Below are 25684 nucleotides of genomic sequence, written 5' to 3'. Positions count from 1 at the left end.
CAAGGGGGCGCCGGGCGCCCCCTGCCTGCGCGACTTAGAGACTGCGGGAGAAGGACAGGTGGCCGCTGAGGCCGTTCTTGTCGACATCGCCGCTGTGCACACCGAGGCCGCCCTTCACGATCCAGTTGCGGTATTCGCCCTCTGCGCCGAAGTCGATCTGCATACCCTCGCCGGAGACGTCACTGCCGAAGGCCACACCGTTGGAGAACAGCTGGTGATTGTTGGCGTTCTGCATGCTCACCGCACTAAAGGTGACGTAAGGAGCGACGAAGCCATCGCCCACTTCGAACGACTTGCTCAGGTTGAGGCCCAGACGGGCGCGCTTGCTGTTGCCCAGGTCGTAGGCGTAGTCGAAGTTGCCGTCGGAGGAGGTAAACGCATCCATCACCACCTTGACGTCACTCCACTGCGCAAACGGGGTCAGCGCGATGCCGGACTCCGTCGAGTAGGTCCAGCCGCCCTCGACGCTGAAGCCCTCGGCCTTGCCCGCAGTTCTGGCGCGGGAGTCGTAGGCGCTGATGCCGGCGTCGAACTCCATGCTCTGCACCATGGCGCTCACGTAGAAGTCCGACAGGCTCCAGCTGGCGCTGAGCGCCAGGGTCTCCGCATCCAGTGCCGCGCCGGACTGCTGCTCCAGCTGCGCACCGTCGGCGGCACCCATGCCCACCATCGGGCTGATGCTCAGCCAGCTGTTGCCCAGCTTGGTGGCGTAGGTGGCACCGGCGATGGAGCCGCTCAGCAACTGGCTGAAGCCGAGATCCTGTTGCGCCAGGTCACCCTGGCTGGCGATGTCGCTGTCGGTGTGGAAACCCATGGTCCATAGATGCAGGCCGGACTCGCGACCGAGCTCGGTGGCATTGGCGCCGCGCTCGCGATCCTGGAACGCGGTGGCGGAGCGCAGCCAGAAGCTCTCGGCCAGGTGGGAGACGGAGCTGGCGGCCGCGCCCAGAGCGGACAGGCCGGAGGTGTAGGTGACCATCCACTGACCGCTGCCGTCCTGTACCAGGTCGGCGCTCAGCACCGTATCGGCGAATGCGCCGCCGATGGCGGTGAGCACCATTTCCTCTGCGTCGGAGTCGCCGTTCACGGTCAGGATCGGGCCGCTGGTGTGCTCGCCCTTGCCCTGATCGACCACGTTGACGGCCAGGCCCAGTGCGGAGGCGGCGCTGGCCTCACCCGTGCGCCCGCTGGCGAGAACGGCGAGGTCGCCGTTGATCACGATCCGGTCTGCAGCTGCGCGGCCGACATCGACCATCAGCACGCCATTGCTCTGTATGGAAGTGAAGTTGACGTCGCCGTCGATGGTCAGCGTGTCGCCGGCGCGGCCGTTGACACCGGAGATGGTGACGTAATTGCCGTAGACGGAGTAATTCTTCATGGATCCGCCGGCGCCGAGACGGATGGCGCTTTCGCCGGAGAAGACGATATCGCCCGCCTCATTGATAAAGGTATTGGTGCCCGCGCCCAGATCGATAAATGCATCGTGCAGTTCGATGCGGCCCGCGGCGACGGGGTCGCCCGCCTCGTCCACGCGCACCGTGTTGAGCAGCACATCGTTGCCCCCACCGGTCACGATCGAGCCCCGGATGTTGCCGGTGTTGACGATCTGCACGTCGAAGTCCTGGGTGGACTCGATGGCAATGCCGCCCTCGCCAGTGCTGATGCTGCCACTGTTGTATACGCTGCCGGCGTAGCGCAATACTTCGCCGGTTTCGGGGTCGGTGGTCTCAACGTAAGCGGAAGACAGACGCACACCAATGCCATTGTCACCGGTGGTGACGATGCCAGTGTTCACGACGGAACCCAGGCTGCCGAAAGCTTCCAGGCCGATGGAGCGGTCGCCAACGGTGACCGAGCCCTGGTTCTGCACCGAGGCCGAAGAGTAGCCGACCGCAAGCATGCCCACCGTATCGTCACCCAGTTCGATAGAAGCGCCTTCGGTCTGCGCCGCCAGGGCATAGACGGCCTGGGAGTAGATGCCGGTCACCTGGTTGCCGCCGCTGATCTCGCCGCTGTTCACCATGACCGACTGCAGACCATCGCTATCCAGGTTCTTCATGCCGGCCGCGCGCTGAACATTGGTGTTCACCTGCATGTCGCCGCTGCCGATGGAGATGCTGCCGTTATTGACACCGCTGGACAGATAGCCCTTCACCACCATGCCACTGGAATAGTCGCCGGTAGTGATAACACCGTTGTTGACGGCCACGGCGGTATAGACGCGCTCGTTGAGCTCCGGGGTCAACAGAAGGCCGTTGGTGAAGATGTTGGACACCACCATGCCATAGGCGCGATCGCCCGTGCTGATTTCGCCGTTGTTCTGGGCGGCGGCGTAGGCGTTCATGCCGCCGGCGCTGATGGAACGGATACCGGCCGAGTTGATGCCGTGGTCATAAGCCTCCAGCTGCAGGAAGCTGCCATTGCCGACGGCGATACTGCCGTCGTTGACCACCACGCTGGAGCCGTGCCAGCTGTTGGAATCCATACCCACGGTCAGGTCGCCGGCGACGATATCGCCGCTGTTCAACAGGAAGTTGTCGGAAAAGCCCTCTACCGGCCAGTTGGTGGCGACCATGCCACCCGGATTGAACCAGGTCAGTCCGCCGCCGGCGAACTCCCCGTGGACACCGTCGCCGATGGTGATGGTGCCGCGGTTTTCCACCGTCACCTGGCCGTACTTGGACAGGGCAAAGATGCCATTGCTCATGTCGGCCACGTGAATGTCACCGGTGTTGAGGACATTCAGATCGTAGAGTTCGATGTCCGGGTCGAAGTACTCGCCCACGCCGATGTATTCGGCCACATCCTGCCCGTACTGGCTCCAGGGTGCGCTGCCGTTGCTGACCAGGTTGGAGCCCAGCGCGTAGATGCTGATCCCGTCGCCGCCGGCGGCGACAGACGTCAGCTCACCGCTCTCGTTGCGCTGAGTCAGGTGGCTGTTGTCCGCCGCGGAAATAGTGCCCTCGTTGACAACGGTGATATCGCCGTTATGGAAGCCCTTGAACTTTGCGACGGTGGCCTCGTCGCTACCGATGCCGTACATCTCCACAGCGTCGAACTGGCCCGGCCAGGCGTCGACTCTGATACCGATGCCGCCCTCTTCGCCCATCTGGATGTGGCCGCTGTTGCCGACCCACTTCTCACCCACACCCGCGACCTGGATGCCGGCACCCTGCACGCCGACGAGAATATCGCCGCTGTTGTTGATGGTGGTGTCGCCGTGCCCCATTGCGGCAATGCCCGCGCTCTGCGCGCTGCGGGACATATCTATATTGCCGCTGTTGGAGATGACGATATCGCCGACGTCGTCGAAGTAACCGGTCCCTTTCGTCTGTTGTGTTTGCGTATAGTGGCGGGTGGACTTGGACGTGTATTCACCGGTGGCCACTGGATAACTACCGGAATAATCGAACACCGGCACCAAGTGGTTGTAGTAAACGCCACCCTGGTTGTGATCGGTGGTGTAGCCGTAGCGGCTAGTGAGGCCGTTCTGTACCCGCTCCGGATCCGCCTCGCCCTCGGCAATGTAGCGGTAACTGCTGGTATAGGTCGTCTCCAGCTTGGTTTTCAGACCCGCGGCGGTGGACGCATAGATGCCGGCACCGCCGCTGCCGCCTTCGACGACGATATCGCCGGAGTTCTCGATAACGATCCCGGCACCGGAAGGGTTTTCCGCGTGGATACCGGTGGAACCGGCGCCCACGGTGATACTGCCGCTGTTGTCGATGGCGATAACGCTGTCGGTAGTGTCTACCTGGTGGGCGTAGGCGCTGTACTCGCGGTAGAAGTGGGTGTAGCTGGGAGCGCTGCCGAAGAAGCCGGGATTGTACTCCACCGCGTAGGCGCTGCCCGATGCGTAGGCATAGCCGCCGACTTGCTGGGTCTGCACGTCGCTGCTGGCGTGGATGCCGAAGGCGTTCTCGCCCACCGCAATATCGCCGCTGTTGGTGATGCTGATGTCGCCTTCCACCGTGTGCGCCACCATGCCGCGGGACACATCGCCGGCGGAAATACTACCGGCGTTGTCCAGCGTGATATTGCCGCTGGTGGTGTCCGCGGCGATACCCGCGGTGGCAATCGTGGCCTCGCGAATCTGGCTGTCGTAAACGGCGACCTGCTTCACGCCGCCATATACCTTCAGGTCATAGACGCCGTCGCCATCGGTGTCCACACTGTTCCAGAGCTGGCCGGACGGAAGTACGTTCAGATAATAATCTGTGTAATAGGTAATAGCCGCACCGCTGCCGACACTGAGGTCGCCGGTGTTGGTAATGGCGATATCGCCGGCCTGGGTCTCGGCGGATACCGCCGCCAACACCGCGTTGTCGAAAGTCCCTTCCGGCGCAACGACAATGGTCAAATCGTCAATCAGGCCCCCGTTGGCGGGAAGTAGCTCCGGCGCGATACCCAGCTGCTCCGCGGCCTCCCGCCCCGACAGCTTCCCGCCGAGACTGTAGACTTCGCCGCTGGCGATATATCTGGTTCGGGTGTAGCCGTAGTCATCCACATACGACTCTGGTTCGATAGCAACCGCGGAATCAAAGTAAACCCCACTCTGCCAGTCCCAGTTGATGCTGCGCCCGAAACCCGACATATCCTTGACCAGGCTGGGATCGATGGCGATGCCCTCCTGATCGCCGCCCTGCACGATATCGGCGCCGTTTTCGATCGTGATGGAACCGGTGGCCTCCGGGTTGCCGCCGGCGGCGGTCACCGAAGAGATGGCAATACCGGCGGCGCTGCTGCCCTCGGCCACCACCACGGTCAGGTCGCCGGGCGATACCAGCGTTGCGCCGCTGGTCTCATCCACCAGCGTCATGTCCGCCACGTCGTAGTTGATGGTTTCGTCGAAGGCGCCGGTGCAGGTCACCGAGTCGCCGGCGACGGGTGCGCCCAGCTGGCCCGGAATGCAGTTGACGTCCGCCGCCACTGCATGCCCGGGGGCAGCGACGGCGATGGCGGTGGCGGCAGCCGAACTGAAGAGCACTTTGCGCACGGCCAGTGCCAGCTGATTCTGGCCACTGGGAAAGCCTGATTTAACGGCCATGGTTCTTCTCCCCAAAAGAGGTTTATTTTTATTCGACCGTTTTTATTTATCCGGTCGCGTCGTTGAGAGTTTTGAGAGAGGGGATGGAACCATGGCCGTTGCAACGCCGGCCACGGCTTTCACGTAACAGTTTGTCAACGGTGGTGACGGAGGGGCGACCGAGCGCAACAGGCGCAAAAGGGCTTCGTGCTGGAGAGGGATATCCGGTCGGCAGAGTTTTGTAACAGTTTGTCGCGTTTTGCCAATATCGATGGCCGGCGCAGGGTGGCCTGTGATATACCAATGCACCCGATAACTGACAGCAGTTCATCGTCAGATGTGCAGAATATTAAAAATAATAACGACCCTGCTGGCACTGCTCGCGCATGCCGGCGCAATGGCCGACGAGATCAGCGTACCCGCGTGGAAACTCGCGGTCGCCTCCGGTCGGGGCGTTTTGGAAAATCCTCTCGCGGGTCGCGGAAAACAAGAAACTTTTTTGCTGCCAGCATTTAGTTATTACGGCGAACGTTTCTTTATCAGCAACCTCACCGCCGGCTACAACCTGGTCGAGGAAGACAGCTTCTATATCGACCTGGTAGCGCGCCCCAACGAAGACGGCCTCTACTATCTGGCGGGCGATGTCCGCGTTGTTTCCCTGACTTCACTGCTCGGTCTTGATCCGTACGGCGGCGACAACGAGCCGATTAAAGTTGAACGGAATGTCTCCATCGTCGCTGGCCCTAATGCGACCCTGGTCACGGACCCAGTCGACATTTCTTTCTCTTATTTTCACGATATTACCGGTGTCCACAACGGCAGCGAGACGCACCTGAGTTTCAACAAGCGCTATCGCCTTTTCGGCGGCGCCATCTCCTGGGGACTTGGGGTCGTCAATAAAGACGCAGATCTGGTGGACTACTACTACCGCCTGCGCGATACAGAGATGGGTTTCAACTCCTCTCTGTGGTTTAACCAGCCGGAACAGGATGACGTCACCGACCACTACACACGCCTGAGTTACGCCTACCCGCTGACAAAGAATGTCGAGCTGCGCCTCGCGGCCAAGTACAACCGCTTCGACATGGATGGGCGACATGCGCAGCTGATGGAAAAATCGGAAACCCTGAGCTGGTTTGTCGGCATCCAATACAGCATCGGTAGCGAACAATGAAGACTCGACTCTCTTGTTTGCTGTTGGCGCTGTGCGTTTCGAATGCCGGCAACGCCGCGGAACTGAGAGTGACTCCGTCGCTGTGCGCGATCAATGACGACGACAGCCGCTGCGATATTCCGGTCAAGGTCCTGTTCTCCAGCGACGACCCAGCGCGTTTCTGCCTGTCCATTTCCGGCCGCGGACTGATCCGCTGTTTCGACGGCGGTGCCGCACGGGAGCTGCAGCTGTATGTCAGTGCGGAGGAAGATGTCCTGTTCCGGGTCACCGAAGAGGTCAGCGGCAAGGACGTCGCCACGGCATCGCTCAAAGTCGCGCGCTACCGCCCCAAGCGCCACCGACGCCATTACGGCTGGGGGCTGCTGTGAAAACCGCCGAGGGTTACCGCATTCTGCTGCTGGAGGATGACGCGCGGCTCGCCGGCCTGATCGGCCGCTTTCTGCTGCAGCGCGGCTGCACCGTGACCCACGCGGAGAATGGCGCCGCCTTTATGAAGGCACTGCACCACCGTGACTACGATCTGGTACTCGCCGATGTCGTCTTGCCGGATGCGAGTGGTTTTCTACTGCTGGAACAGTACATCAGCCAGTTGCGCTGCCCGGTAATTTTTCTCAGCGCGCTCAGTTCGGTGAGCGACCAGATCAAGGGGCTCGAACTAGGCGCCTGCGATTATCTGGTCAAACCCGTAGCCCCGGAATTGCTGTGGGCCAAGATCGAGGCGAAGTTGCGCCGCGGTCCCGGCACGGCGCCATCCTCCAGAGACTTCCACTTCGGACCCCTGCGCATACAGCTGGAAAGCCGCGCGGCAACCGTGAGTGGCGAGCCGCTGCCGCTCACCGACAATGAATTCGAGTTGCTGCTGATCTTTGCCGAACAACCGTCGCGGCCGCTCAGCCGTGAATACCTGTTCCGGCGGGTGATGGGGCGCGAATTCGACGGCCTCGACCGCGCCGTGGACATGCGTGTGAGCCGCCTGCGCAGAAAGCTCGACGCCACTGCCGACAATATCGCCATCCGCTCTATCCGCGGCCGCGGCTACGCACTGCACACCACTGACGGAAGCCGCTGATGCGCCAGCAGATGTTCCGCCTGCTCAGCATGATGGCGCTGGCACTGGTTATCGTGTACATGGCGGTCAGCGCCCTTTACCAGCTTTATTCCGATCCCCCGGGTGAATACACCATCAGCGCCGCGCAGCTGGCGGAAGCACTCGAGCGGGGTGATGCGCCGCTGGCACAGAACTACCCGCTGGACGCGGTGTACTTTCCCGATGACCTGATGGCGCGCCTGCGTTCGGGAGAGATTGTCGGCCTGGACGCCGGCAGCGAGCAGCTGCTGTTCTACCGTCTGACCGACAACGGCGTACTGCAGATCGGCCCCTTCCCCCAGCACCGGAGCGAAAGCATTACCCATTGGCGACTGCTGCTGATCGGCGCCATGCTGGTGGTGTTGATGCTGTTGCTCTGGCCGATGTTTCGGGATCTGCACGAACTGCAGAAGCGCGCCATCCGCTTCAGCGAGCGGCCGTTCCGGATGCCCGCCAACACCCGGCCCGGCTCGGCGATCTATTCCCTGACGGAAACTTTCCGGCGCATGGCGAATATCGTGCTGGATTACTGCCAGATGAATCAGGACCTGGCCCGCACCATCGCGCACGAAGTGCGCACGCCGCTCGCGCAGATCAAGTTCCAACTGGCGCTGATGCCGCCGGATCCGGACAACCGCCTGATTGCGAGCTCCGTAAACAGTATCGAGCAACTGGTGGACCGCTACCTGAACTTCGCCCGCCTGGAAATCCAGGAAAAATTCATCGCACGCAAATGGATAAACGTGGAGGACTTCTTCGGCGATCTGGCCTCGACGCTGGAGTCCCAGTGCCCGAACCTGAAGATCGGCTACTACTTCCCGAACGGCCAGGCCTGCCTGGAACCGGATTCACTCGCCATTGCGATACAGAACCTGGTCACCAACGCGAACAAGTACGCCGACGACCGCGTGGAGCTGCGCTTCGATATCGGCGAGGGACGCTGCGTCCTCACGGTGGAGGACAACGGCCCGGGCCTCGCCGGTGATGCACTGGAACTGACCGATGCCTTCACCCGCTCGGCAACCGACGAGCAGGGTTACGGGCTGGGACTCTATATCGTCAAGAAGGTGATGATGTGGCACGACGGCGAGCTGCGCCTGGACCGCTCACCCAAACTGGGCGGCACCCGCGCCACCCTGAGCTGGCCCAACTACCCCTGATGCTGTTGGCCTAATGCTACTGGCCTAACGGCCGGTATCAACAGGCGCGGTGTTGAACTGCCCGGTTTCGCGCTTCGCCCGATCCAGCTGCTGAAAACGTTCAAGTATCTGCGGGTAGATACCGCGCATATCCTCGGCAATCTTGCTGCGCCAGCGATCCGACGTCGGGTAGAACATTTCCTGATAGCGGCGCTGTACCTCGGCGCGATCCTCCGCCGACTGGAAGCCGTGAAAGTGACCCTGGTTCTCCAGCAATGTCCGGTGCAGTGACTCCACCCCACCTTTGGTGGCCAGGCTATCCATGGTGCCGAATTCCAGAATAATCGGCACAAAGCGCTTTTCCCCGGCCAGCAGTTTGCCCGCAAAGCCAATCAGGTCTCCCCGGATCGGGAAAAACCCAGACGCCTCGGAAGGCCACACCATGTCGTAGTCCTGAAACACCCACGCCATATCGCGCTTTATCTGCTCTGTGGCTGGATTGCCCGGGTAGAAATGGGTTTCGCCGCGCGAGCCAAAGCCGGTATGCAAATCGACAAACAGAATACTTTGGTAGGGCGCCGTCTTGTCAGCAAGAAGTTGCTGCAAAAATGCCTGCTGCGGCTCGAAGCTGTCACCACCGTAGTAAAATCCCTGTGGGTACTGATACTGTCCGCTGAGTGCGGCTTCCTGAATTGCATCGCGGCTGTTGCGCACCAGTTTCAGCGACAAGCGCTCGGCAAAAAACCGGTTTTCCCACTGGCTCAAATCCACCGGATTTTGCGGCAAGAGAAGGTCTCGCAACTGTGTGTAGCCCTGATTTTCATTCGCAAACAGGGTGGTGGTTGTATCCAGGTTGCGATTCAGGTCGACATTGTTTTCCGTTGCCCGTCGACCGTACTTGAAACCAAACGGATTGAGCGCGTGCAGCATCAATACATCAAAGTCGCCTGGCAGTTGGCCAGCGCGCAACAAATCCACAAACAGGAACTGCATTGCCGCGCCGGTTGGCGCCTCCATGCCGTGTACGCCGCTCACCAGGACTACCAGGCGCGGCGCATCGCTACTGAGATGCAACCAGTCCACGGTCAGGTCATCATCCGAGGAAGGTACCCTGAATAGCCCCTGCTGCACCTGATACCGTTGCGGCACCAGGGTGTGCAGCTGTCGAAACTGTTCGCGACTCTGTACGTAATTGCCCGGAAAATAGCGCAAGTTCTCCGGATCTACCTCTAGCTCCTGCAACGCCTCTGGCTGGTATCCCTGCTGCGGCAATAGCGCCCTGTCGGCGAGCCATACAGCCGCCAACAACACACCGAGAACCAATGCAAAGCGCTTCATATTGCCTTCCTGCCGACAAAAAAATTTGAAAGCAAAATCATCGCACACAAAAGAGCCCGCTGCATGCAGCGGGCTATCCCTGTGAGGCGGGAATTAATCTGGAGGTCAAACCACAATTACACTTTGGCGGTTTCCGGGATGGCCTCTGGCCTTTTCAGGTTCTCGGTCACGAGCTCGTCAGACTTTCGCGCATAAACCAAGTCGCCGTTATATTCGGCTCCGGTTTCACATTCTCTGTTTGGCAAGTATGGAAGAGGTAGCGGTGCTGTTCCGGGAAGGGCAATGGATAGGGGTGCCAGCGCAAGCGCGCCACGCTGAGCTGGCCCAATTCGCCCTGAGCGGGCAGCGACCCGAGAAAATAAAAAGCGCGCGGCCACCGGGACCGCGCGTTTTGTTGCAGCGCAAATCAGACTTCTGCTTCGCTCTGCGATTCCTGCTGTTCCGCCTCTGCGACTGAGGTTTCTTTTGCGCCGGTGGCATCCTCGTAGGTCACCATGGTCAGGTTTTCCCGGCTCTGCTGGCCGATCCCCATCGGGCAGCGCACACCGGGCAGCACGGTGAGATCGAACAGTTCCGTCACCGGACCGTCGAGGCGGATCCACTGCTCGACGTTGCCGCTGGTCAGGTTGATAAACTGCACACCGCACCAGGCCTCGGAGTCTTTCTCGGTGAGGTTTTTGTCCAGCTCCAGACCCTCGAAGCGCTCGTAGCGCGGCTTGGACAGGCCGACGATGGCGTAGTTGCCGTAAATGGCGAGACCGCGCATAAAGCCGGGGCAGAAAGTGTGCGGGACGAATTTGCGGTGCTCGAAATCGACGTAGCCGAGATAACCGGTGCCGCTGTTCAGCACCCACAGTTTGCCGTTTTCCCAGCGCGGCGAATGGGGCATAGACAGCCCTTCGCAGACGATCTCGTTGGTGTCGACGTCGATGATCACGCCGCCGTTGTCGCGTCTTTCGCGCCAGCCGTCGATGGTGTCCGACTTGCACACCGCGGTGACATACTTCGGCTTGCCGTCCACCATCGCCAGGCCGTTCAGGTGGCAGCGGTCCTCGGGGGCGATCTTGCTGATGAAATCCGGTTTCCAGATGGCGCGGAAGCTGTGTCTGAGGCTCAGCTCCGCCAGGCAGTTGTACTTGGTGTTGACGAAAATAACCTTGCCGTCTTTCTGGATGCCCAGCTCGTGAATGTCCACCTCGCCTGTGAACTGCGCGTTGCGCGGCACGTAACAGGCGTCGAACATCTTGTTGGCCACCTGCCCCGGCTGCAGCACATTCTCGAAGCGCCACACCTGGTAGAGTCCGCCCATGTAGATGCGCCTGCGGTTGCCGACGATGCCCATGGCGCGCTGGAAGATGCGCTCGTGGAACGACAGCTTGCCGCCGGCCTCGGCACCCACCATATACACGCGACCGGACTGGTAAGAGGTGAAGGCGACGGAAAGCTGGTTCTGCAGCATCCAGCAGGAGAGACCGGGCGAGCAGGATTTGCGCACCGGTTCGGGTTGTTGCTGCGCCTGTTTCGCCTCAGCTTCGATCTCCTCGCCCGCGGTAGGGTCGATGACTGCGCTATCTTCCGTCTCGGCGCCCTGTGCTTCTGCCGCTTCTGCGCGCGGCTCGACCACTTCTGATTCACTCATATTCTGTACCACCCGACTCACTTCTTCGCGCCTGCACTCAGGCCGCATTTCGTTATTTTGCTCGGCCCCGGGGCTGCGCCGGAGCCTGTCGAGTTGGCACTGTAACCCGCGCCGAGCACACCGCGGGGCGGAGGTTTGTAACAGTTTGTCTCAGCCGCGACGGGGTTCGGAGGCATCCGCCGGGATTTAAAATTTTGTTTTAACTGGGCCCGATTTGCTCAAAACTTATTCCGGCTGGCCAAGGGAGCGTCCGGATTCAATCGGCGAAGAAGCGCCTCTCCACCCGCCGCCACTCGGCCAGCGCCGCCGGCGTGTGCAGGCAGACAGTCAGCTTGTCGAAGCCTCTCCCCTGTTCGCGCAGTACTTCCAGCGCCTGGTGCGCGGCGATGGCGTGGGGAAAACGGTTGGTGCCGGCACCCAGGGCCGGGAGCAGCAGGGTCTTCAGGCGGCTCTGCATTGCCAGCGCCAGCACGCTCTCGTAGCAGCGCCGCAGCTGCACCAGCGCCTGGGCGCCCCACTGGTCGCCGCTGCTCCACTGGGGCGTCACCGTGTGCAGGAGGAAATTGACCGGCAGGCCGTAGGCGCATGTGATCCTGGCCTCGCCCACGGCGCATTCGGGCTGCTGTTCGCAGGCCGCCGCCAGCGCGGCGCCGCCGCGGTCATAGATCTGCGCAGACAGACCGCGCCCGCGGATCAGGTGTTTGTGGGCCGGGCACACCAGCGCATCGCCGTTCAGCGCCAGGATATCGCCGCAAGTCAGCTCTATTTGTGTCACGACTTCTCATTTTTGCGATTTCGGATACTGATACTTTAGCGCGGTACTTTGGTGCCCGTGTGAACCTCAATATACTGACCGCCTCGCCACTGCCGCGGCGGTTATTACAACGGCCCCCGCAGGTGCTGGAAAGCCAGAGACAGAAGATAAAAAGAAGCCGTGCCCCGCTGCGCGGCTCCGGGCCGGACGGAGGTTGGTGGCCCGCACTAACGTAGGGACACCCATGTATTCAGGGTATGACAATCAAAACCTGGGCTTTCGCGACCCCGTGGAGGAAGCGCGCCAGATAGAGCTGCGCCGGCGCATTCAGGCGTCCGGCTATATGCTGATCTTCTCCATGGCGATTACCGGCGCCATGGCGGTGATCGCGCTAACCGGTGGCGATCTGTGGCAGGCCACCACGCTGTTCGGCGTGGCCGCGGTGATCCTCTCCGCCTATATCACCATCAACCTGGCCGGTCCCAGCCGGGCAACGCCGGCGCTGGTGGGCGCACTGCTGCTGGTGCTGTATTTCTACCTGTTGTTGTCCGGCGGCGTGAACAACACCGGCCTGATGTGGGCGGTGATGCTGGTACCCGGCTTTATCAATCTCTACGGCTACAAGCGCGGCACAGGCGCGCTGCTGGCGATCGGCGGCGCCACCGCGCTGATCCTGTTCTACCCGGACTTCCCCGGCCTCACCGCCGACTACGACACCGCCTACCGCGCGCGCTTTATCGCCGTGTTCGGCGCCCTGACCGCGCTCACCGCACTGCTCGACAGCAGCCGCCACCAGACCCAGGAGTTGCTGCACCGCCTGGCGCAGGAACTGGAAAGCCGCGCCTCCACTGATGCACTGACCGGCCTCGCCAACCGCCGCGAAGCCTACCGCGCCATCGACGAACTGGAGCGGCGCAACCGCCACCTGGCCGGGCGCTATGCGGTGCTGATTGGGGACCTGGACAATTTCAAGCGCATCAACGACACCTACGGCCACGCCTTCGGCGACCGCGTGCTGCAGGACGTGGCGCAGACGCTGCGGGACAACACCCGCGCCGACGACATAGTGGCGCGCTGGGGTGGCGAGGAATTCCTGGTGCTGCTGCCGAATACCGACCTGAACGGCGGCGGCATACTGGCGGAAAAGCTGCGCGGCAGGGTGGAGGCGCTGAGCGGCAACTACGACCCGCCGGTAAAGATCTCCATCAGCTTCGGTGTCGCCGAGGGCGATCCCGCCTGCGCCACCCACGGCCAGCTGCTGGCCGAGGCGGATGCGCGCATGTACCGGGCCAAGGACGGCGGGCGCAACAAGGTGGTGGCCGTTTAGGCCCACTATCCCTCACAAAAAAGCCGGACCGGCATTCCCGCCAGTCCGGCCCCAATCTATAAGCACACAAAATCAGGCAATCGGCTGCGACGGCAGGTCCAGCAAGCTGAACTTGCCGCCGGCGAGGGCCTCGCACTGTTCCAGCAACTGTTCGTGTGGCACGCCGAGCGGAATGCGGCTCACTGCCTCCAGGCGCTGCAGATGTTCTTCGCCCAGGGTCAACTGCAGTGCCTCCAGCGGCGCCTCGAGCTGTGCGCGCGTGCGCGGTCCGAGAATCGGGATCAGGCTGGTGGCCGAACGCGCGGCGCGGTGGCGCAGCCAGGCGATCGCCACATGGGCCGGCGTGACCTGCAGCGCGGCGGCGATCTCCAGCAGCGCGTCGACGATGGCGGTTTCGCGCGCGGACCTTTCCGTGTGTACCAGCGTGCCGAGGCCGGTCAGGCGCCCCTCGTCGCTGTGGCGATATTTGCCGGTGAGCAGGCCGCCGCCGAGCGGCGACCAGGTAGTGGCGGCGAGACCGAGCGCCTCCGCCATCGGCAGAAGTTCCCGATCCGCACTGCGCTCCACCAGACTGTATTCGAACTGCACCGCAGCGAGGCTCGCGCTGCCGGTCAGCTCCGCGCGCAGATCGGCCCGCGCGACCTTCCACGCGGGGAAGTTCGACAGGCCGGTGTAGAGTACCTTGCCGGCGCGCACCAGCTCCTCGAAGCCGCGCAGTATCTCGTCGATCGGCGTCATGCCGTCGTCCATATGCGCCCAGAACAGATCGATGCGATCGGTGTTGAGGCGCTTGAGGCTCTCCTCCACCGAGCGAACCATGTTCTTGCGGCTGTTACCCGCGCGCGCTATGCCGGCATCGGCAGAGTCCGGCAGGCTGTATTTGCTGGAGAGCACAAAATTGTCGCGCTCCGCCGCGATGAACTCACCCAGCATCACTTCAGACTGGCCGGCCTGATAGACGTTGGCGGTATCGACAAAATTGCCACCGGCTGCGGCGTAGGCATCGAAGATCTTCTTCGCCTCGTCGCGCTCAGCGCCGTATCCCCAGCCGGTACCGAAATTGCCGGTGCCCAGTGCCAGTTCGGAAACCCGCAGGCCGGTTTTGCGACCCAGTAGTTTGTATCTCATAGCGACCTCTCTGGATAAATCATCACGTTAAGATGATGACTATAATATAAAAAGGAATCGGGAAACGTTAATCACCTTTCGGTATATCTCTAAAGGATTTGAAAGTTTTGCCGGAAGCGGATTTGCCCCGAATTTAGGCCGCCGCTGGCAGCCGCCAGCTTCGCCGCCTATCCGCACACGAGACGGCGGCGCGGCGCATAGAGAATCATAGAGAATCAAAAAAAGCGCCGGCAGATGCCGGCGCGGACGAGAGAGAGAGGTTAGTGTTCCGCCATTTCTTCCAACAGCCGGCCGCTGGTCTTCAGGATACGGTCGGACAGGCGCTTGCTCTTTACGCTGCGCGACAGTTGCAGGGCGCCGACCATCGCCGCCAGCACCAGCACGCTGCGCTCGTCGGCATCGTCGCCGCCGAGACCGGCGGCGATCTGCTCCAGGCGCTTCTTCACCAGCTGATCGGTGGTGGCGCTGGGCTCGCCGCGCTGGCCGAGTTCCGCGGCCATGGTCGGCAGCGGGCAGCCCTGTTCGGCGTGTTTGCGGTGCGCCGCCGACAGATACTGCTCGATCAGCGTCTGCAGCGGCTGCGCAGAGGCCATGTACTCGTCCACCGCCTCGTTGCGCTCCTCGACGGCGTGCTGCAGCGCGGTTTCCACCAGGTCGTCCTTGGACCCGAAGTGGGCGTAGAAGCCGCCGTGGGTCAGACCCAGCGCCTTCATCAGCGCCTGCAGACCGGTGGCGCCGATGCCGTCGCGGCGAAAGCGCCGCGACGCCTCCTCGACAATCCGCTGACGGGTCTGGGCCTTGTGCTCTTTGGAATAGCGCATAAGTCTCTCGCTTCAGATGGCAAACATCATATTAACGTCGAAATCGCGCCGCACAAGTTGCCGATTTTATTGCAGCGTTTACGAATCGACCCGCTCCAGCAGGGTGGCGACGCCCTGGCCGCCGGCGATGCACTGGGTGGCCACCGCGTAGCGCTCGCCGCTGTCGCGCAGCAGCGCCGCGGCCTTGCCGGTAATGCGCGCGCCGGTGGCGCCCAGCGGGTGGCCGAGCGCAGTGGCGCCGCCGTGCAGGTTGACCCTGGCCATATCAAGCCCCAGTTCGCGCGCACAGGCGATGGACTGGCTGGCGAAGGCCTCGTTGATTTCCACCAGGCCTATGTCGGCAACGGCCAGGCCCGCGCGCTCGAGCAGCTTGCGCGTCGCGTGCACCGGGCCCATGCCCATGATTTCCGGCGCACAGCCGGCGACCGCCACGGCCTTGATGCGCGCGAGAATCTCCAGTCCGCGGCGACGCGCGTAGGACTCGGTGCACACCAGCAGCGCCGTGGCGCCGTCGGTCAGTGGCGAGGCGGTACCCGCGGTGACCGTACCGTCGAACGCCGGTTTCAGTTGCGCCAGCGCCTCTGCACTGGTGCCCGGGCGGATGCAGCCGTCCTCGCTAATGGAGCCACTGGGCGTGTCCACGGCGATGATTTCCGCGGCCAGCAGGCCCTGTTCGCGTGCAGCGGCCGCCTTCGCGTGGGACGCCACGGCAAAGGCCTCCTGCTCAGCGCGGCTGACGCCGTAGCGCTCCGCCACGGCTTCGGCGGTGTGGCCCATCGACATATACACCTGCGGGAAGGTCTCCAGCAGGGTCGGATTCGGGGAGATATTGAAGCCACCCATGGGGACCCGCGTCATCGACTCCACCCCGGCACAGATAAACGCCTCGCCGGCGCCCGCGGCGATCTGGCCGTAGGCGTAGTGCACCGCACTCATGGACGAGCCGCAGAAGCGGTTGATGGTCATGCCGCCCAGATGCTGCGGAAAGCCGGCGCGAAAGCTGGCGATGCGCGCTATGTTCATGCCCTGTTCCGCCTCGGGATAGGCACAGCCCATGATCACGTCCTCGATTTCCGCCGGGTTCAGATCCAGGGATTCCACCAGCCCGCGCAATACCTGCGCGGCCAGGTCGTCCGGGCGCACATCGACCAGCGCCCCCTTGCGCGCGAAGTGAAACGGCGAGCGCTTGTAACCCGCGATAACGATAGATTGCATTGCTTTGCCCCTCTGGCAAGTGAATCAATGGTCGGCAAATCGCCTGTCCGGACGTCATATTATAGTCATCATTCAATATCGCAAATAGATGTCGGTCATAATCTTATAACCGGAGCGAAGGGAGAAGGACTGGTTATGAACAGCGACGGGGCGGCTCCGCTTGAACTTCTGGAGCCCTGGCGGCACTCGATCAGGAAACGTCGACGCCGAACAGGTTTCGCAACAGATAACCGGTAAGGAAGGCCAGGCCGGCGGCGGCGCCGCCGAACAGGAAGGTGTTCAGTCCGGATCGCAGCACTGGCTGCGAGTAGACCAGGCTCTTCATCATGCCGATGGCAAAGAACATCAGGCCGGCCAGCAGGGTGCTGACGGTGAATTGTGTCTGCAGGGCGAGTTGTGGAATCAGGAACGGGATCAGCGGCACGGCGCCGACGGTGACGAACGCGGCGAAGGTCACCAGCGCCGAGGCCATCGGATTGTAGCGCGTCCGATTGAGACCGTATTCCTCCGTGAGCATTGTCTCTATCCACAGCGAGCGGTTGGCAGTGATGGTGGCGACGATTCTCTGCAGGGTTTCACCGCTGAAGCCCTTGTTGGCGAATATCTGCCGCACCTCCTCGCGCTCGCCCTCCGGCACCAGTTCGATATGCCGCTCTTCGGTGCGCTTGGCGACCTCGCGAAATTCGCGCTCGGCACTGACCGCCTCGTAATTGCTCACCCCCATGCTGAAACCGTCCGCGAGCAGGTTGGCGAAGCCGAGCACCAGCACCACCGCGGGCGAGAAGCCGGCACCGAAGGCGCCTGAAACTACCGCGAAAGTAGTGACGCAGCCATCTATAGCGCCGAGTACAAAATCGGAAACCTTCTGCGACTTGGGCTTCTGCCGCAGGCGCCGGGCGATGTTTTCCGGCCGGTGCTCCCGCAGCAGGTCTTCTCGATTCAACTGACTCACGTTAGATCGTCTCCCGGGACGTTGCTCTAGCCTGCCTCCGGCGTGCCGGTATCTTCCTGGCCTTTCCTGAGCGCTTCGCGCGCAGTGCGGGCGAGTGCCTCGTAGCGCCGGCGGAATTCGTCCAGGCGCTCTTCGTCCAGCTCCTCCAGATCCAGCAGTGCATTGTGCGCGCCGCGGGTGGCCCGTATCAGCTCATCCAGCTTCAGCTGTATGGCCTCGGTATCGCGGTTTTGCGTGTTTTGAATTATGAAGACCATCAGGAAGGTTACCGTCGTGGTGACGGTGTTGATGACCAGCTGCCAGGTGTTGCTGAAGTGGAACAGCGGGCCGGAAATCGCCCATAGCAGAATAATGGCGACGGCAAACACGAAGACTCTGGGGCGGCCGCAGAAGTGCGCAGACGCCTTGGCGAATTTGGAATACCAGGTAAGCCTGCGCATGGCTAGCAGTCCTCCCGCAGGTTGGCGTGATCTGTGCGGAGAGTCGGCGCGCCGATCTCTCCACATTTTTGCAGAGTCTAGTCTGCCCAGACCGACAGGCGACGCCGACTTAACTGGCCAGCTTGCGGAGTCGCAATTACTGCAGGAAGCGGTGCATCACGTAGGCGTCCACCAGCCCCCGCTGCGGATCGCGGCAGGCCATGGGCAGGGTTTCGATGATTTCGAAGCCCAGCTCCTCGTACAGGGTCACCGCCGCCCGGTTGCTGCTGGGCACATAGTTGAACTGCATCTCCAGGTAGTCCGCGTCCTGCGCGCGGGCAACGCTGTGCTGCACCAGGGCGCGGCCGACACCGCGATCGCGCACCTCCGGGCGCACCAGGTAGCTGGCACTGGCGACATGCTGTTCGAGGCCGGGGAAGTTGGCGCCGAGCTTGTAGATGCCCAGCTGGTGCACGTCCTCCTCGGCCACACAGGTCAGCAGGCCGTCGCTGAACCACTGGCACTGGAAGGCATCCCGGTCCAGCTGTGCGGAGAAAGGCAGGGCATCGCCGCCGGCCTGCACCGCGCGAAAGATGCCCCACAGGGATTCCAGGTCCTCTTCCACCGCCTCGCGGATATGCATGACTCCACTCCCGCCCGCGGCCTCGCGTCACTGTGGCCCGGCGATTTACTTGACGATAAAGCTGCCGCGGTCGACACCGGTATTGCCGGTCTTCGGGTCGTAGGCGTAGACGAGCAGTTCGTAAACGCCCGCTGCCGTGGCTTCCACCGGTGCGCTGAAGGTGTTCATGGTGTCCTGCATCCGCAGCGGCACCGTCTTGTAGGGCTCGCCGTCCCGCTTGATGATGGCCGCCACCTCTATCTGGCTGCCGTCCCAGAGGCCGCCGGCTGTCAGCGGACAGCCGCACATCATCACCACATTGGCGCGGATCTCAAACGGGCTCTTGTCGGCCGAGGTGTAGAAGTGCGTCTGCGGGCTCAGCAGATCGACCACCATGCCCGGTATCTCGACGATCAGGCCGTCGCCGCCGATCGGTTTGCCCGGCACCAGCCAGGTCTGGGTCTGCGCCAGCACCCGCGCCTGCCTCTTGATATGGGGCGCCAGTACTTCCACCGTCAGGAAAACCGGCTCGCTGATATCGAGTGTAGCCTCGAACCTGGCCGCGCCCTCCGCGATGGAGTCGTAGCGGCTGTGGGGCTTCTCCATGATGACTTCGGTATTGCCGGTGCTGCCGCGCGTCAGCCCCTCGGCGAGAATTCTCCCGCTGTCCGCCTCGCGGATGCGCACCATGGCGCCACCGATGGAGCTGCCGATAAACTTGGCGTCCTTCGCCTTGGCGCGCACGACGATATCGGTGGGAATTTCCTTCGCCGCCGCCGGCAGCGCGGCGAGTGCCAGCAGGATGGCGCAAATCAGGTGGTTCAGGGTTTTCACGGGGATTGCCTCCGGTTGTGCGGGAAAGCCGGCCGGCAATTCGTCGATACCGACGAACAGCCAGAACAATGGGCCGGGCCATCCATAGAAAATGTTACGCGTGAACTGCTCTTACCGGCAGCGGCGCGGCTATGAAGTGATCCAAGGCTGCTTAGCCATTTGCTATCAGCCATTAGCCACCGCTCAACACAAACGCGGGCGCCGCCGCCAAAAGAGCCAATATATAGAGCAGATATGCCCCGCCGGCCAGCAGTGCGGTCTTGCCGCCGCTGAACTGCCGCGTCTCCAGCGCCACTATCTGCGCTATTTCCACCCGCTCGTTCTTGCCGAATATTGTTGTGGCGCTTATTTCGGTGACCCTGAACTCGTGCGTCTTCCCGTCCATTGTCACCGCCTTTATGCGGTCGCCGACCTGCACGACCTGGCTTTGTTTTATCTCCGCGTGCAGCTCCTGCGGAGTCATTTCCACCGGTTTCAGCGAAGTGCATCCGGCCAGTAACAGTGCAAGAGCACAGACACAGGCGAGCAGTTTTTTCATGCATCCCTCCGGGGGAGTCAGGATACCTCTGATTTTATTGAAACCGCGAACTCGCGGAGATTAACCCGGAAGCAGAGCCGGGAGAATACCGCAACGCCTAACGCAAAAAGGCCGGGCAATGCCCGGCCTTTTTGCTGGATGGAAATCCCTCGCGGCGGATTAACCGCGCTTGACCTCCTCGACCCAGCGGTTAATCCGCGCCTCCAGCATCGGCAGCGGCAGGGCGCCGCCGCCGAGCACGGTGTCGTGGAAACCGCGGATATCGAACTTGTCACCGAGCGCCTCTTTCGCCTGCTCGCGCAGTTCGAGGATCTTCAGCATGCCGATCTTGTAGGAAGTCGCCTGGCCCGGCAGGGTCAGGTAGCGGCGCACCTCGGAGCGCACGGCGCTCTCGGGAATGGCGGAGTTATCCAGGAAGTACTCCACCGCCTGGTCCTGGGTCCAGCCCTTGGCGTGCATGCCGGTGTCGACCACCAGACGGATGGCGCGCCACATTTCCGCGGTCAGGCGGCCGAAGTCCTTGTAGGGATCCTGGAACTGGCCCATCTCCTTGGCGAGTTTTTCCGAGTAGAGCGCCCAGCCCTCGATATAGGGGGTGAAATGCGCCTGGGTGCGGAACTGCGGGATGCCCTCCAGCTCCTGGGCGATGGAGATCTGCATATGGTGGCCGGGGCTGCCCTCGTGATAGGTCACCGTCTCCATGTCGGTCGTCGACAGGGCGCTCATGTCGGACATGTGCACGTAGTAGGTGCCCGGGCGGGAGCCGTCGGGGGTACCGGACTGGTAGTGCTGGGCGCCACCGGGTACTTCGCGGAAGGGTTCGACCCGCTTCACCACCAGCTTGGCCTTGGGCAGTATGCCGAAGTATTCCGGCAGCTTCTGCTCGATGTCCCCGAGGAAACCGCGGGTCTCGGCCAGGTAGCCTTCGCGCCCCTCGTCGGTGTTGGGGTAGTAGAACTGCTCGTCTTCGCGGATGAAGGTGAAAAACTCCTGCAGGTTACCTTCGAAGCCCACCTGCTCGCGGATCGCATCCATCTCCTTGCGGATACGCGCGACTTCGTCGAGACCGATCTGGTGCACCTGCTCGGCGGTCAGGTCGAGGGTGGTGTAGTTGGCCAGGCGGTTGTTGTAGTAGGCCTCGCCGTTCGGCAGGGTCGAGGCGCCCTTCGGCTCCTCGCTGGCATTCTCGCGGTCCGCCTGCAGCCAGGCGATGTAGGCGCCGAAGGCCGGCTTGAAGTTTTCCTTCAGGCTCTTTCCCACCTGGGCCTGCAGCTGCTCGGCGGTTTCGGCATCGATCTTGCCGTCTTTCTTCAGCGCGGCGATCTTGCCCTTGGCGTCAGAATAGAGCGGGGCCTCGCCCTCACCCCCGAACGGGGCGCCGGCGGAGACCTTCTGTGCGCGCTCGATCGCCAGGTCGTAGGCGAAACGCGGCGGACGGATACCATCTTTGGCGGAGAGCTGGGCGCGCTCGAGCAGCTGCCCCATGGCGCGGCTGATGCCGTCGATACGGGCGATATACGCCTGCATATCCTCGACAGAATCCACCTTGTGGATATTGATCAGGAAATTGGGCAGGGAGGCCTCCGGACCGCCCAGCTCGCCGGCGAAATAACCGTGGCGCTTGAACGGCTCCGCCGCCTTCGCCTGCTCGTACTGGAAGACCCACAGGTCGTAGGATTCCTTGCCGGCGGTGGTCAGCTTGTCGTAGTCGAAGTTCTTTTTCAGGTCCTCGACGGTCTTCGCCTGCCAGGCCAGCTGGCGCGCCTCCTCGGCCTCGCTCATGTCGTCGACCTGGTCGTAGAGCTCCTTGCGGCCGAGGTATGACAGCTGAATCGGGCTGAACTGCAGTTGCTCCTCGTAGCGCTCGTTGAACCATTCGGTCAGGCGCTGGGTCTCGGCGGCCGGATCTAAGGCCTCGACGCCTGCGACAACGGCGGCATTTTCGGCGGCCTGCGCGCTGGCGCTGATCTGGGTGACTTCATCGCCCTGGCATCCGCTGAGGATGGCGAGGGCCAACAGGCTAGGGATGAGAGGCGCCCGGCGTAGCGGGTTGTGCAGATTTATTGGCATCTTCGGTTTCCGGTCAATTTCTGTACAAAAAAACGGCGATTACTTTGACACGAAAATGTCAGGGTGTCGATTCGGGCGCCCCGCCGGCGCGGCGCCTTTGCGCCGAGCCGATATAAGGGTGAGACGGTGAGACGGTGACTGGCCGGAGCGGCCCGGCGGGCTTCAGTTCTCGCTCGGGTCCGCCGGGCTGAGATCGCGCCGGCGGCGCCAGCGCTTGTAGCGTGCGTGCACGCCGCGGGTCAGCAGCGAGGAGTAGTTCTCCAGGACATCGACCCCGAGCAGTACGAAGATCACCAGCATCGCCAGCGTCATCGCGGTACCCGGTGCGCCGAAACCGATCAGCGTGCCGATGGCGGCCTGTACCCAGATGGTGGCCGCCGAGGTGACGCCCACCACCACGCCGTCGCGGGCTAGCATCACGCCGGCGCCGAGAAAACCGATGCCGGTGATGATCTGGCCGAGTACCCGGGCGCGGTCGGCGCCGCCGCCGATGGAGACCGCCAGCGCGGTGAACGCATAGGTGCCGAGCACGATCAGGATCGAGGTGCGGATACCCACCGGCTTGCCGCGGAACTGCCGTTCCAGGCCGATGGCGCCGGCGCAGAGCATTGCCGTCACTACGCCGCTCCAGGTCAGCGGCGCTATTTCGAACCAGTTATTCACCCTGCAGCTTCTCCAACACCTTTTTCTTTTCCGGCTGGCTGATGATATGCAGCTCCCGCTGCGGGAAGGGGATGGTCAGCCCCTCGGCCTCCAGCGCCGGTTTCAGTTTCTTCATCATGCCCCAGTAGATGTCCCAGTACTCGTCGTTGCGCGCCCAGGCGCGCAGGTGCAGGTTCACGGAGCTGTCGGCCAGGGCCCGCACCGCGTAGGCGGGTTCCGGCTCCGGCAGTATGCGCGGCTCCTCCGCCACCAGCCGGCGCAGCACCGCCATGCCTGCCTCGATATCGTCGCCGTAGGCAATGCTGGCGATGATCTCCAGGCGCCGGGTGGCGTTGCGGCTGTAGTTGATCAGGTTCTGGCCCCAGACATTGCTGTTGGGGGCGGAGATCCGCAGCCCGTCGACGGTATCCAGCTGGGTGGTGAAGAGACCCACTTCCACCACGGTGCCCATGGTGTCGCCGAACTGGATCATGTCGCCGACACGGAAGGGCCGCAGCCCGAGCAGGATAAAGCCCGCGGCGATATTCTGCAGGGTATCCTTCAGCGCCAGGCCGACGGCGATACCGGCGGCACCGAGCAGCGCCACCAGGCTGGTGGTGTTGACGCCGAAGCGGTCCAGTATCACCAGCAGGCCGACGATATAGACACCCCAGACGACGATATTGCTGAGCACCGGGATCAGCGTGGCGTCGAGCTTCGACGACAGCCGGGCGACGCCGCGGCGGGCGATTCCGGCGGCAATCCAGGTAATCACCAGAATCGCGATGGCCGCCCCGACTTTCAGCGCCAGCCCGACCAGCTGGGGGCCGTACTGCTCCAGCAATTGGTTAAAGTCCATTACACATCCCTCCTGTCAGAGATACCCGGAAACGGGGTTGGCTTGCAGCATAAGACAAAAGCCGCTGACCTTCATCGGCGAATGATGCCCGGCGATCCAGCGCAGGTCGCCTCAGAGCAGCCCGAGCGCCGCGGCCTCCCGCTCGCACTCGAAGTGGGCCGGGCAGGTCACCAGGTGGTCGTTGACCATGCCGGTGGCCTGCATGTGCGCGTACATGATGGTGGAGCCGACAAAGCTGAAGCCGGCCTTCTTCAGCGCCTTGCTCATCGCATCGGATTCGGGCGTGCTGGCCGGCACCTGCTTGAGGCTGCGGCGGCGGTTCAGGAGGACCCGGCCATCGGTGAACTGCCACAGGAATTCCGCCAGGCTGGTACCCGCATCCCGCAGGGCCAGCGTCGCGCGGGCGTTCTTCACCGCCGCCTCCACCTTCAGGCGGTTGCGGATAATGCCGGGGTCCTGCAGCAGACGGTCGATCTTTTTCGGCGTGTAGCGGGCGATTTTTTCCGCATCGAAATCGTCGAACAGCCGGCGGTAATTCTCGCGCTTGTTCAGCACCGTGATCCAGGACAGCCCCGCCTGGGCGCCTTCTAAAATCAGAAACTCGAACAGGGTCGTATCGTCGGTGACCGGGCGGCCCCACTCCTCATCGTGATACTGCTGGTAGAGCGGCGTCGACAGGCACCAGCCGCAGCGTTTTTCCACCATTGGGTTTCCTTTTGGCCAGTAGGGTGCGCCGCGCGCACCGGAATTTCATCGGCGCGCGCGGCGCACCCTACGGAGCGGAGAAGAAATAGTGCTGGATCAGCTGCAGCACCAGCAACAGCATGACGAGCACAAACACGATATTGCCGCGGTTCATGCACGCTCCTCGACGGCGGCCGCGGGCGCTTGCAGCAGTTCCTGTTGAATCAACCAGTCGCGGCACTCGCGCAGCATGGCGTCGAGCTCCATACCGGATGCATAGCCCAGCTCGCGCTCCGCCTTGGCGCTGCTCGCCACCACGCGGCGGGTGATCAGCGCGGCCTTTTCCGGTGTGATGACCGGCTCGCGACCACTGACTCTCGACCAGAGGTCGGAGAACACCGCCAGGGTGCGGATAGCGAATGCCGGCGTGGTGCGCCCGGGTACCGGCTTGCCCAGCAGCGCCGCGATCCTGCCGAAGAATTCCAGGAAGCTGGCGTCGGTACCGGCGAGGATATAGTTCTCGCCGCGGCGCCCCTGGTGAAACGCGTTTATATGGGCCCGCGCCACCGCGCCGGCGTGACAGAAGGAGCCCCGCCCCGGCGGCACACCGGGCAGCTGGTCTTTCTGGATCATGAAAAAAGTCTGCGCCCAGTTGCCGGTATCGTACTTGCCGACGATGGCGCAGGGGTTCAGGAACACCGCATCCAGGCCGCGCTCTATTTCCGCGCGCACCGCCTGCTCCGCCCGCTTCTTGGTGTACAGATAGTGATGGCGCGGATCATCGGCCAGCTGCGGACTCTCCTCGGAAATCGATTCGCGATGATAACCGTAGGCGGAAATGGAGCTGGTGACGATCAGGCGCCCGGCTGTTTTATTCCGGTTGAAGGCCTGCCGGGCGAAGGTCTCTCTGGCCACCTTGGCGATATTCGCCGAGCCCTCGACGTTGTCGCGCCACTGCTGGGCGTTGCCGCCGCGCCACATATTCGTGTTGGCGGCCAGATGGAATACCGCATCGATATTGTCCGGCACGGCCGCGTGCAGGGAATCGATATCGGTCAGCGAAGCCTCGACCAGCTCCGCACCCAGCTGCCGCGGCAGCTGCGTGTTGGAGCCGCGGCGGTGCATGGCGGTCACCCGCCAGCCGTCGGCGATCAGCTGCTCGATCAGATTGGCACCGAGAAAGCCGGTGCCGCCGGTGACGAATGCGTGATTCATCTTGCTACCTCTGGCCTGTCGTATCTTGCTGGTATTCGGAAAGTCATAGAGGGGAGCGGTGGCGGCCCTCCGGGAAAAAAACCTGATCGGTAACTATTTCCCGAAGGGCCAGCACCGCTCCTGCACACTTCGGCGTAGCATCCGGTTACCAGTGCCGGCACCCGCACTATTATGCCGGCGCCGCCGGTTTCCCGTCGCCGA

22 protein-coding genes are annotated in these 25684 nt (G+C 62.7%); 5 read left to right on the top strand and 17 right to left on the bottom strand.

The window, feature by feature from the left end; all coding sequences use genetic code 11:
* Positions 1-34: 34 nt before the first annotated feature.
* Positions 35-5047: a hypothetical protein gene (locus tag RRF64_RS12965; RefSeq protein WP_323846311.1), complete on the bottom strand. Its 5013-nt coding sequence runs from the start codon at positions 5045-5047 to the stop codon at positions 35-37.
* 316 nt (positions 5048-5363) lie between these two features.
* Between RRF64_RS12965 and RRF64_RS12960 the strand changes: the two genes are divergently transcribed.
* From RRF64_RS12960 to RRF64_RS12945, 4 genes are read left to right on the top strand one after another with little or no spacing between them, the layout of a single operon-like run.
* The gene (locus RRF64_RS12960; RefSeq protein ID WP_323846310.1) at positions 5364-6200 is read left to right on the top strand and encodes a MipA/OmpV family protein; all 837 of its coding nucleotides are present in this window, start codon (positions 5364-5366) and stop codon (positions 6198-6200) included.
* Positions 6197-6568 carry a DUF3019 domain-containing protein gene (locus RRF64_RS12955; RefSeq protein ID WP_323846309.1) on the top strand — a complete coding sequence of 124 codons (372 nt, stop codon included), beginning with the start codon at positions 6197-6199 and terminating at the stop codon, positions 6566-6568. The genes RRF64_RS12960 and RRF64_RS12955 overlap by 4 nt, the downstream gene beginning before the upstream one ends.
* Complete coding sequence (locus tag RRF64_RS12950; RefSeq protein ID WP_323846308.1) at positions 6565-7269, top strand: response regulator transcription factor; 705 nt, start codon at positions 6565-6567, stop codon at positions 7267-7269. Before RRF64_RS12955 ends, RRF64_RS12950 begins: the two co-directional genes overlap by 4 nt.
* Positions 7269-8447 (top strand): sensor histidine kinase, encoded by a 1179-nt coding sequence (locus tag RRF64_RS12945; protein WP_323846307.1) that lies wholly within the window; start codon positions 7269-7271, stop codon positions 8445-8447. The genes RRF64_RS12950 and RRF64_RS12945 overlap by 1 nt, the downstream gene beginning before the upstream one ends.
* A gap of 24 nt (positions 8448-8471) precedes the next feature.
* On the opposite strand, the gene RRF64_RS12940 is transcribed toward RRF64_RS12945, so the two are convergent.
* The 3 genes from RRF64_RS12940 to RRF64_RS12930 form a co-directional block, all read right to left on the bottom strand.
* Complete coding sequence (locus RRF64_RS12940) at positions 8472-9764, bottom strand: M14 family metallopeptidase (RefSeq protein WP_323846306.1); 1293 nt, start codon at positions 9762-9764, stop codon at positions 8472-8474.
* Between the two features lie 406 nt (positions 9765-10170).
* The gene (locus RRF64_RS12935; protein WP_323846305.1) at positions 10171-11403 is read right to left on the bottom strand and encodes a TIGR03032 family protein; all 1233 of its coding nucleotides are present in this window, start codon (positions 11401-11403) and stop codon (positions 10171-10173) included.
* A gap of 256 nt (positions 11404-11659) precedes the next feature.
* Positions 11660-12178: a macro domain-containing protein gene (locus RRF64_RS12930; RefSeq protein WP_323846304.1), complete on the bottom strand. Its 519-nt coding sequence runs from the start codon at positions 12176-12178 to the stop codon at positions 11660-11662.
* A gap of 223 nt (positions 12179-12401) precedes the next feature.
* Between RRF64_RS12930 and RRF64_RS12925 the strand changes: the two genes are divergently transcribed.
* Positions 12402-13484: a GGDEF domain-containing protein gene (locus tag RRF64_RS12925; protein ID WP_323846303.1), complete on the top strand. Its 1083-nt coding sequence runs from the start codon at positions 12402-12404 to the stop codon at positions 13482-13484.
* A 72-nt stretch (positions 13485-13556) separates the two neighbouring features.
* Here RRF64_RS12925 and RRF64_RS12920 read toward each other — a convergent pair whose 3' ends face one another.
* From RRF64_RS12920 to RRF64_RS12860, 13 genes are all read right to left on the bottom strand, one after another.
* On the bottom strand, positions 13557-14612 hold the full coding sequence (locus RRF64_RS12920; RefSeq protein ID WP_323846302.1) for an aldo/keto reductase: 1056 nt from the start codon (positions 14610-14612) through the stop codon (positions 13557-13559).
* A 260-nt stretch (positions 14613-14872) separates the two neighbouring features.
* Entirely contained in the window at positions 14873-15433 is a 561-nt protein-coding gene (locus RRF64_RS12915) for a TetR/AcrR family transcriptional regulator (RefSeq protein ID WP_323846301.1), read from the bottom strand.
* Positions 15434-15511: 78 nt separating this feature from the next.
* On the bottom strand, positions 15512-16648 hold the full coding sequence (locus RRF64_RS12910; RefSeq protein ID WP_323846300.1) for a thiolase family protein: 1137 nt from the start codon (positions 16646-16648) through the stop codon (positions 15512-15514).
* Positions 16649-16838: 190 nt separating this feature from the next.
* Entirely contained in the window at positions 16839-17600 is a 762-nt protein-coding gene (locus RRF64_RS12905; RefSeq protein ID WP_323846299.1) for a VIT1/CCC1 transporter family protein, read from the bottom strand.
* A gap of 26 nt (positions 17601-17626) precedes the next feature.
* Positions 17627-18040, bottom strand: a complete 414-nt coding sequence (locus tag RRF64_RS12900) for a low affinity iron permease family protein (RefSeq protein WP_323846298.1) — start codon at positions 18038-18040, stop codon at positions 17627-17629.
* Positions 18041-18176: 136 nt separating this feature from the next.
* Positions 18177-18662: a GNAT family N-acetyltransferase gene (locus tag RRF64_RS12895; protein ID WP_323846297.1), complete on the bottom strand. Its 486-nt coding sequence runs from the start codon at positions 18660-18662 to the stop codon at positions 18177-18179.
* 45 nt (positions 18663-18707) lie between these two features.
* Positions 18708-19544 carry a hypothetical protein gene (locus RRF64_RS12890; RefSeq protein ID WP_323846296.1) on the bottom strand — a complete coding sequence of 279 codons (837 nt, stop codon included), beginning with the start codon at positions 19542-19544 and terminating at the stop codon, positions 18708-18710.
* 103 nt (positions 19545-19647) lie between these two features.
* The gene (locus tag RRF64_RS12885) at positions 19648-20013 is read right to left on the bottom strand and encodes a hypothetical protein (RefSeq protein WP_323846295.1); all 366 of its coding nucleotides are present in this window, start codon (positions 20011-20013) and stop codon (positions 19648-19650) included.
* Positions 20014-20172: 159 nt separating this feature from the next.
* Positions 20173-22083 carry a DUF885 domain-containing protein gene (locus RRF64_RS12880; RefSeq protein ID WP_323846294.1) on the bottom strand — a complete coding sequence of 637 codons (1911 nt, stop codon included), beginning with the start codon at positions 22081-22083 and terminating at the stop codon, positions 20173-20175.
* 162 nt (positions 22084-22245) lie between these two features.
* Positions 22246-22746: an MgtC/SapB family protein gene (locus RRF64_RS12875; RefSeq protein ID WP_323846293.1), complete on the bottom strand. Its 501-nt coding sequence runs from the start codon at positions 22744-22746 to the stop codon at positions 22246-22248.
* Complete coding sequence (locus tag RRF64_RS12870; RefSeq protein WP_323846292.1) at positions 22739-23584, bottom strand: mechanosensitive ion channel family protein; 846 nt, start codon at positions 23582-23584, stop codon at positions 22739-22741. The genes RRF64_RS12875 and RRF64_RS12870 overlap by 8 nt, the downstream gene beginning before the upstream one ends.
* Before the next feature lie 111 nt (positions 23585-23695).
* Entirely contained in the window at positions 23696-24289 is a 594-nt protein-coding gene (locus tag RRF64_RS12865; protein WP_323846291.1) for a DNA-3-methyladenine glycosylase I, read from the bottom strand.
* A gap of 150 nt (positions 24290-24439) precedes the next feature.
* Positions 24440-25483: an NAD-dependent epimerase/dehydratase family protein gene (locus RRF64_RS12860; protein ID WP_323846290.1), complete on the bottom strand. Its 1044-nt coding sequence runs from the start codon at positions 25481-25483 to the stop codon at positions 24440-24442.
* Between the last annotated feature and the right edge of the window lie 201 nt (positions 25484-25684).

Source organism: Microbulbifer magnicolonia, assembly GCF_035117725.1.
In the GTDB taxonomy this organism is placed as follows: Bacteria; Pseudomonadota; Gammaproteobacteria; order Pseudomonadales; family Cellvibrionaceae; genus Microbulbifer; species Microbulbifer magnicolonia.
Note: the sequence above shows the minus strand (reverse complement) of the source record. Positions and strands in the feature narration are given on the sequence as shown.

What these genes read in the sequence shown, in the direction of transcription:
- RRF64_RS12965 (WP_323846311.1), bottom strand. Translation starts at nt 5,047, where the DNA reads ATGGCCGTTAAATCAGGCTTTCCCAGTGGCCAGAATCAGCTGGCACTG.
- RRF64_RS12960 (WP_323846310.1), top strand. Translation starts at nt 5,364, where the DNA reads ATGTGCAGAATATTAAAAATAATAACGACCCTGCTGGCACTGCTCGCG.
- RRF64_RS12955 (WP_323846309.1), top strand. Translation starts at nt 6,197, where the DNA reads ATGAAGACTCGACTCTCTTGTTTGCTGTTGGCGCTGTGCGTTTCGAAT.
- RRF64_RS12945 (WP_323846307.1), top strand. Translation starts at nt 7,269, where the DNA reads ATGCGCCAGCAGATGTTCCGCCTGCTCAGCATGATGGCGCTGGCACTG.
- RRF64_RS12940 (WP_323846306.1), bottom strand. Translation starts at nt 9,764, where the DNA reads ATGAAGCGCTTTGCATTGGTTCTCGGTGTGTTGTTGGCGGCTGTATGG.
- RRF64_RS12935 (WP_323846305.1), bottom strand. Translation starts at nt 11,403, where the DNA reads ATGAGTGAATCAGAAGTGGTCGAGCCGCGCGCAGAAGCGGCAGAAGCA.
- RRF64_RS12925 (WP_323846303.1), top strand. Translation starts at nt 12,402, where the DNA reads ATGTATTCAGGGTATGACAATCAAAACCTGGGCTTTCGCGACCCCGTG.
- RRF64_RS12920 (WP_323846302.1), bottom strand. Translation starts at nt 14,612, where the DNA reads ATGAGATACAAACTACTGGGTCGCAAAACCGGCCTGCGGGTTTCCGAA.
- RRF64_RS12915 (WP_323846301.1), bottom strand. Translation starts at nt 15,433, where the DNA reads ATGCGCTATTCCAAAGAGCACAAGGCCCAGACCCGTCAGCGGATTGTC.
- RRF64_RS12910 (WP_323846300.1), bottom strand. Translation starts at nt 16,648, where the DNA reads ATGCAATCTATCGTTATCGCGGGTTACAAGCGCTCGCCGTTTCACTTC.
- RRF64_RS12900 (WP_323846298.1), bottom strand. Translation starts at nt 18,040, where the DNA reads ATGCGCAGGCTTACCTGGTATTCCAAATTCGCCAAGGCGTCTGCGCAC.
- RRF64_RS12895 (WP_323846297.1), bottom strand. Translation starts at nt 18,662, where the DNA reads ATGCATATCCGCGAGGCGGTGGAAGAGGACCTGGAATCCCTGTGGGGC.
- RRF64_RS12885 (WP_323846295.1), bottom strand. Translation starts at nt 20,013, where the DNA reads ATGAAAAAACTGCTCGCCTGTGTCTGTGCTCTTGCACTGTTACTGGCC.
- RRF64_RS12880 (WP_323846294.1), bottom strand. Translation starts at nt 22,083, where the DNA reads ATGCCAATAAATCTGCACAACCCGCTACGCCGGGCGCCTCTCATCCCT.
- RRF64_RS12870 (WP_323846292.1), bottom strand. Translation starts at nt 23,584, where the DNA reads ATGGACTTTAACCAATTGCTGGAGCAGTACGGCCCCCAGCTGGTCGGG.
- RRF64_RS12865 (WP_323846291.1), bottom strand. Translation starts at nt 24,289, where the DNA reads ATGGTGGAAAAACGCTGCGGCTGGTGCCTGTCGACGCCGCTCTACCAG.
- RRF64_RS12860 (WP_323846290.1), bottom strand. Translation starts at nt 25,483, where the DNA reads ATGAATCACGCATTCGTCACCGGCGGCACCGGCTTTCTCGGTGCCAAT.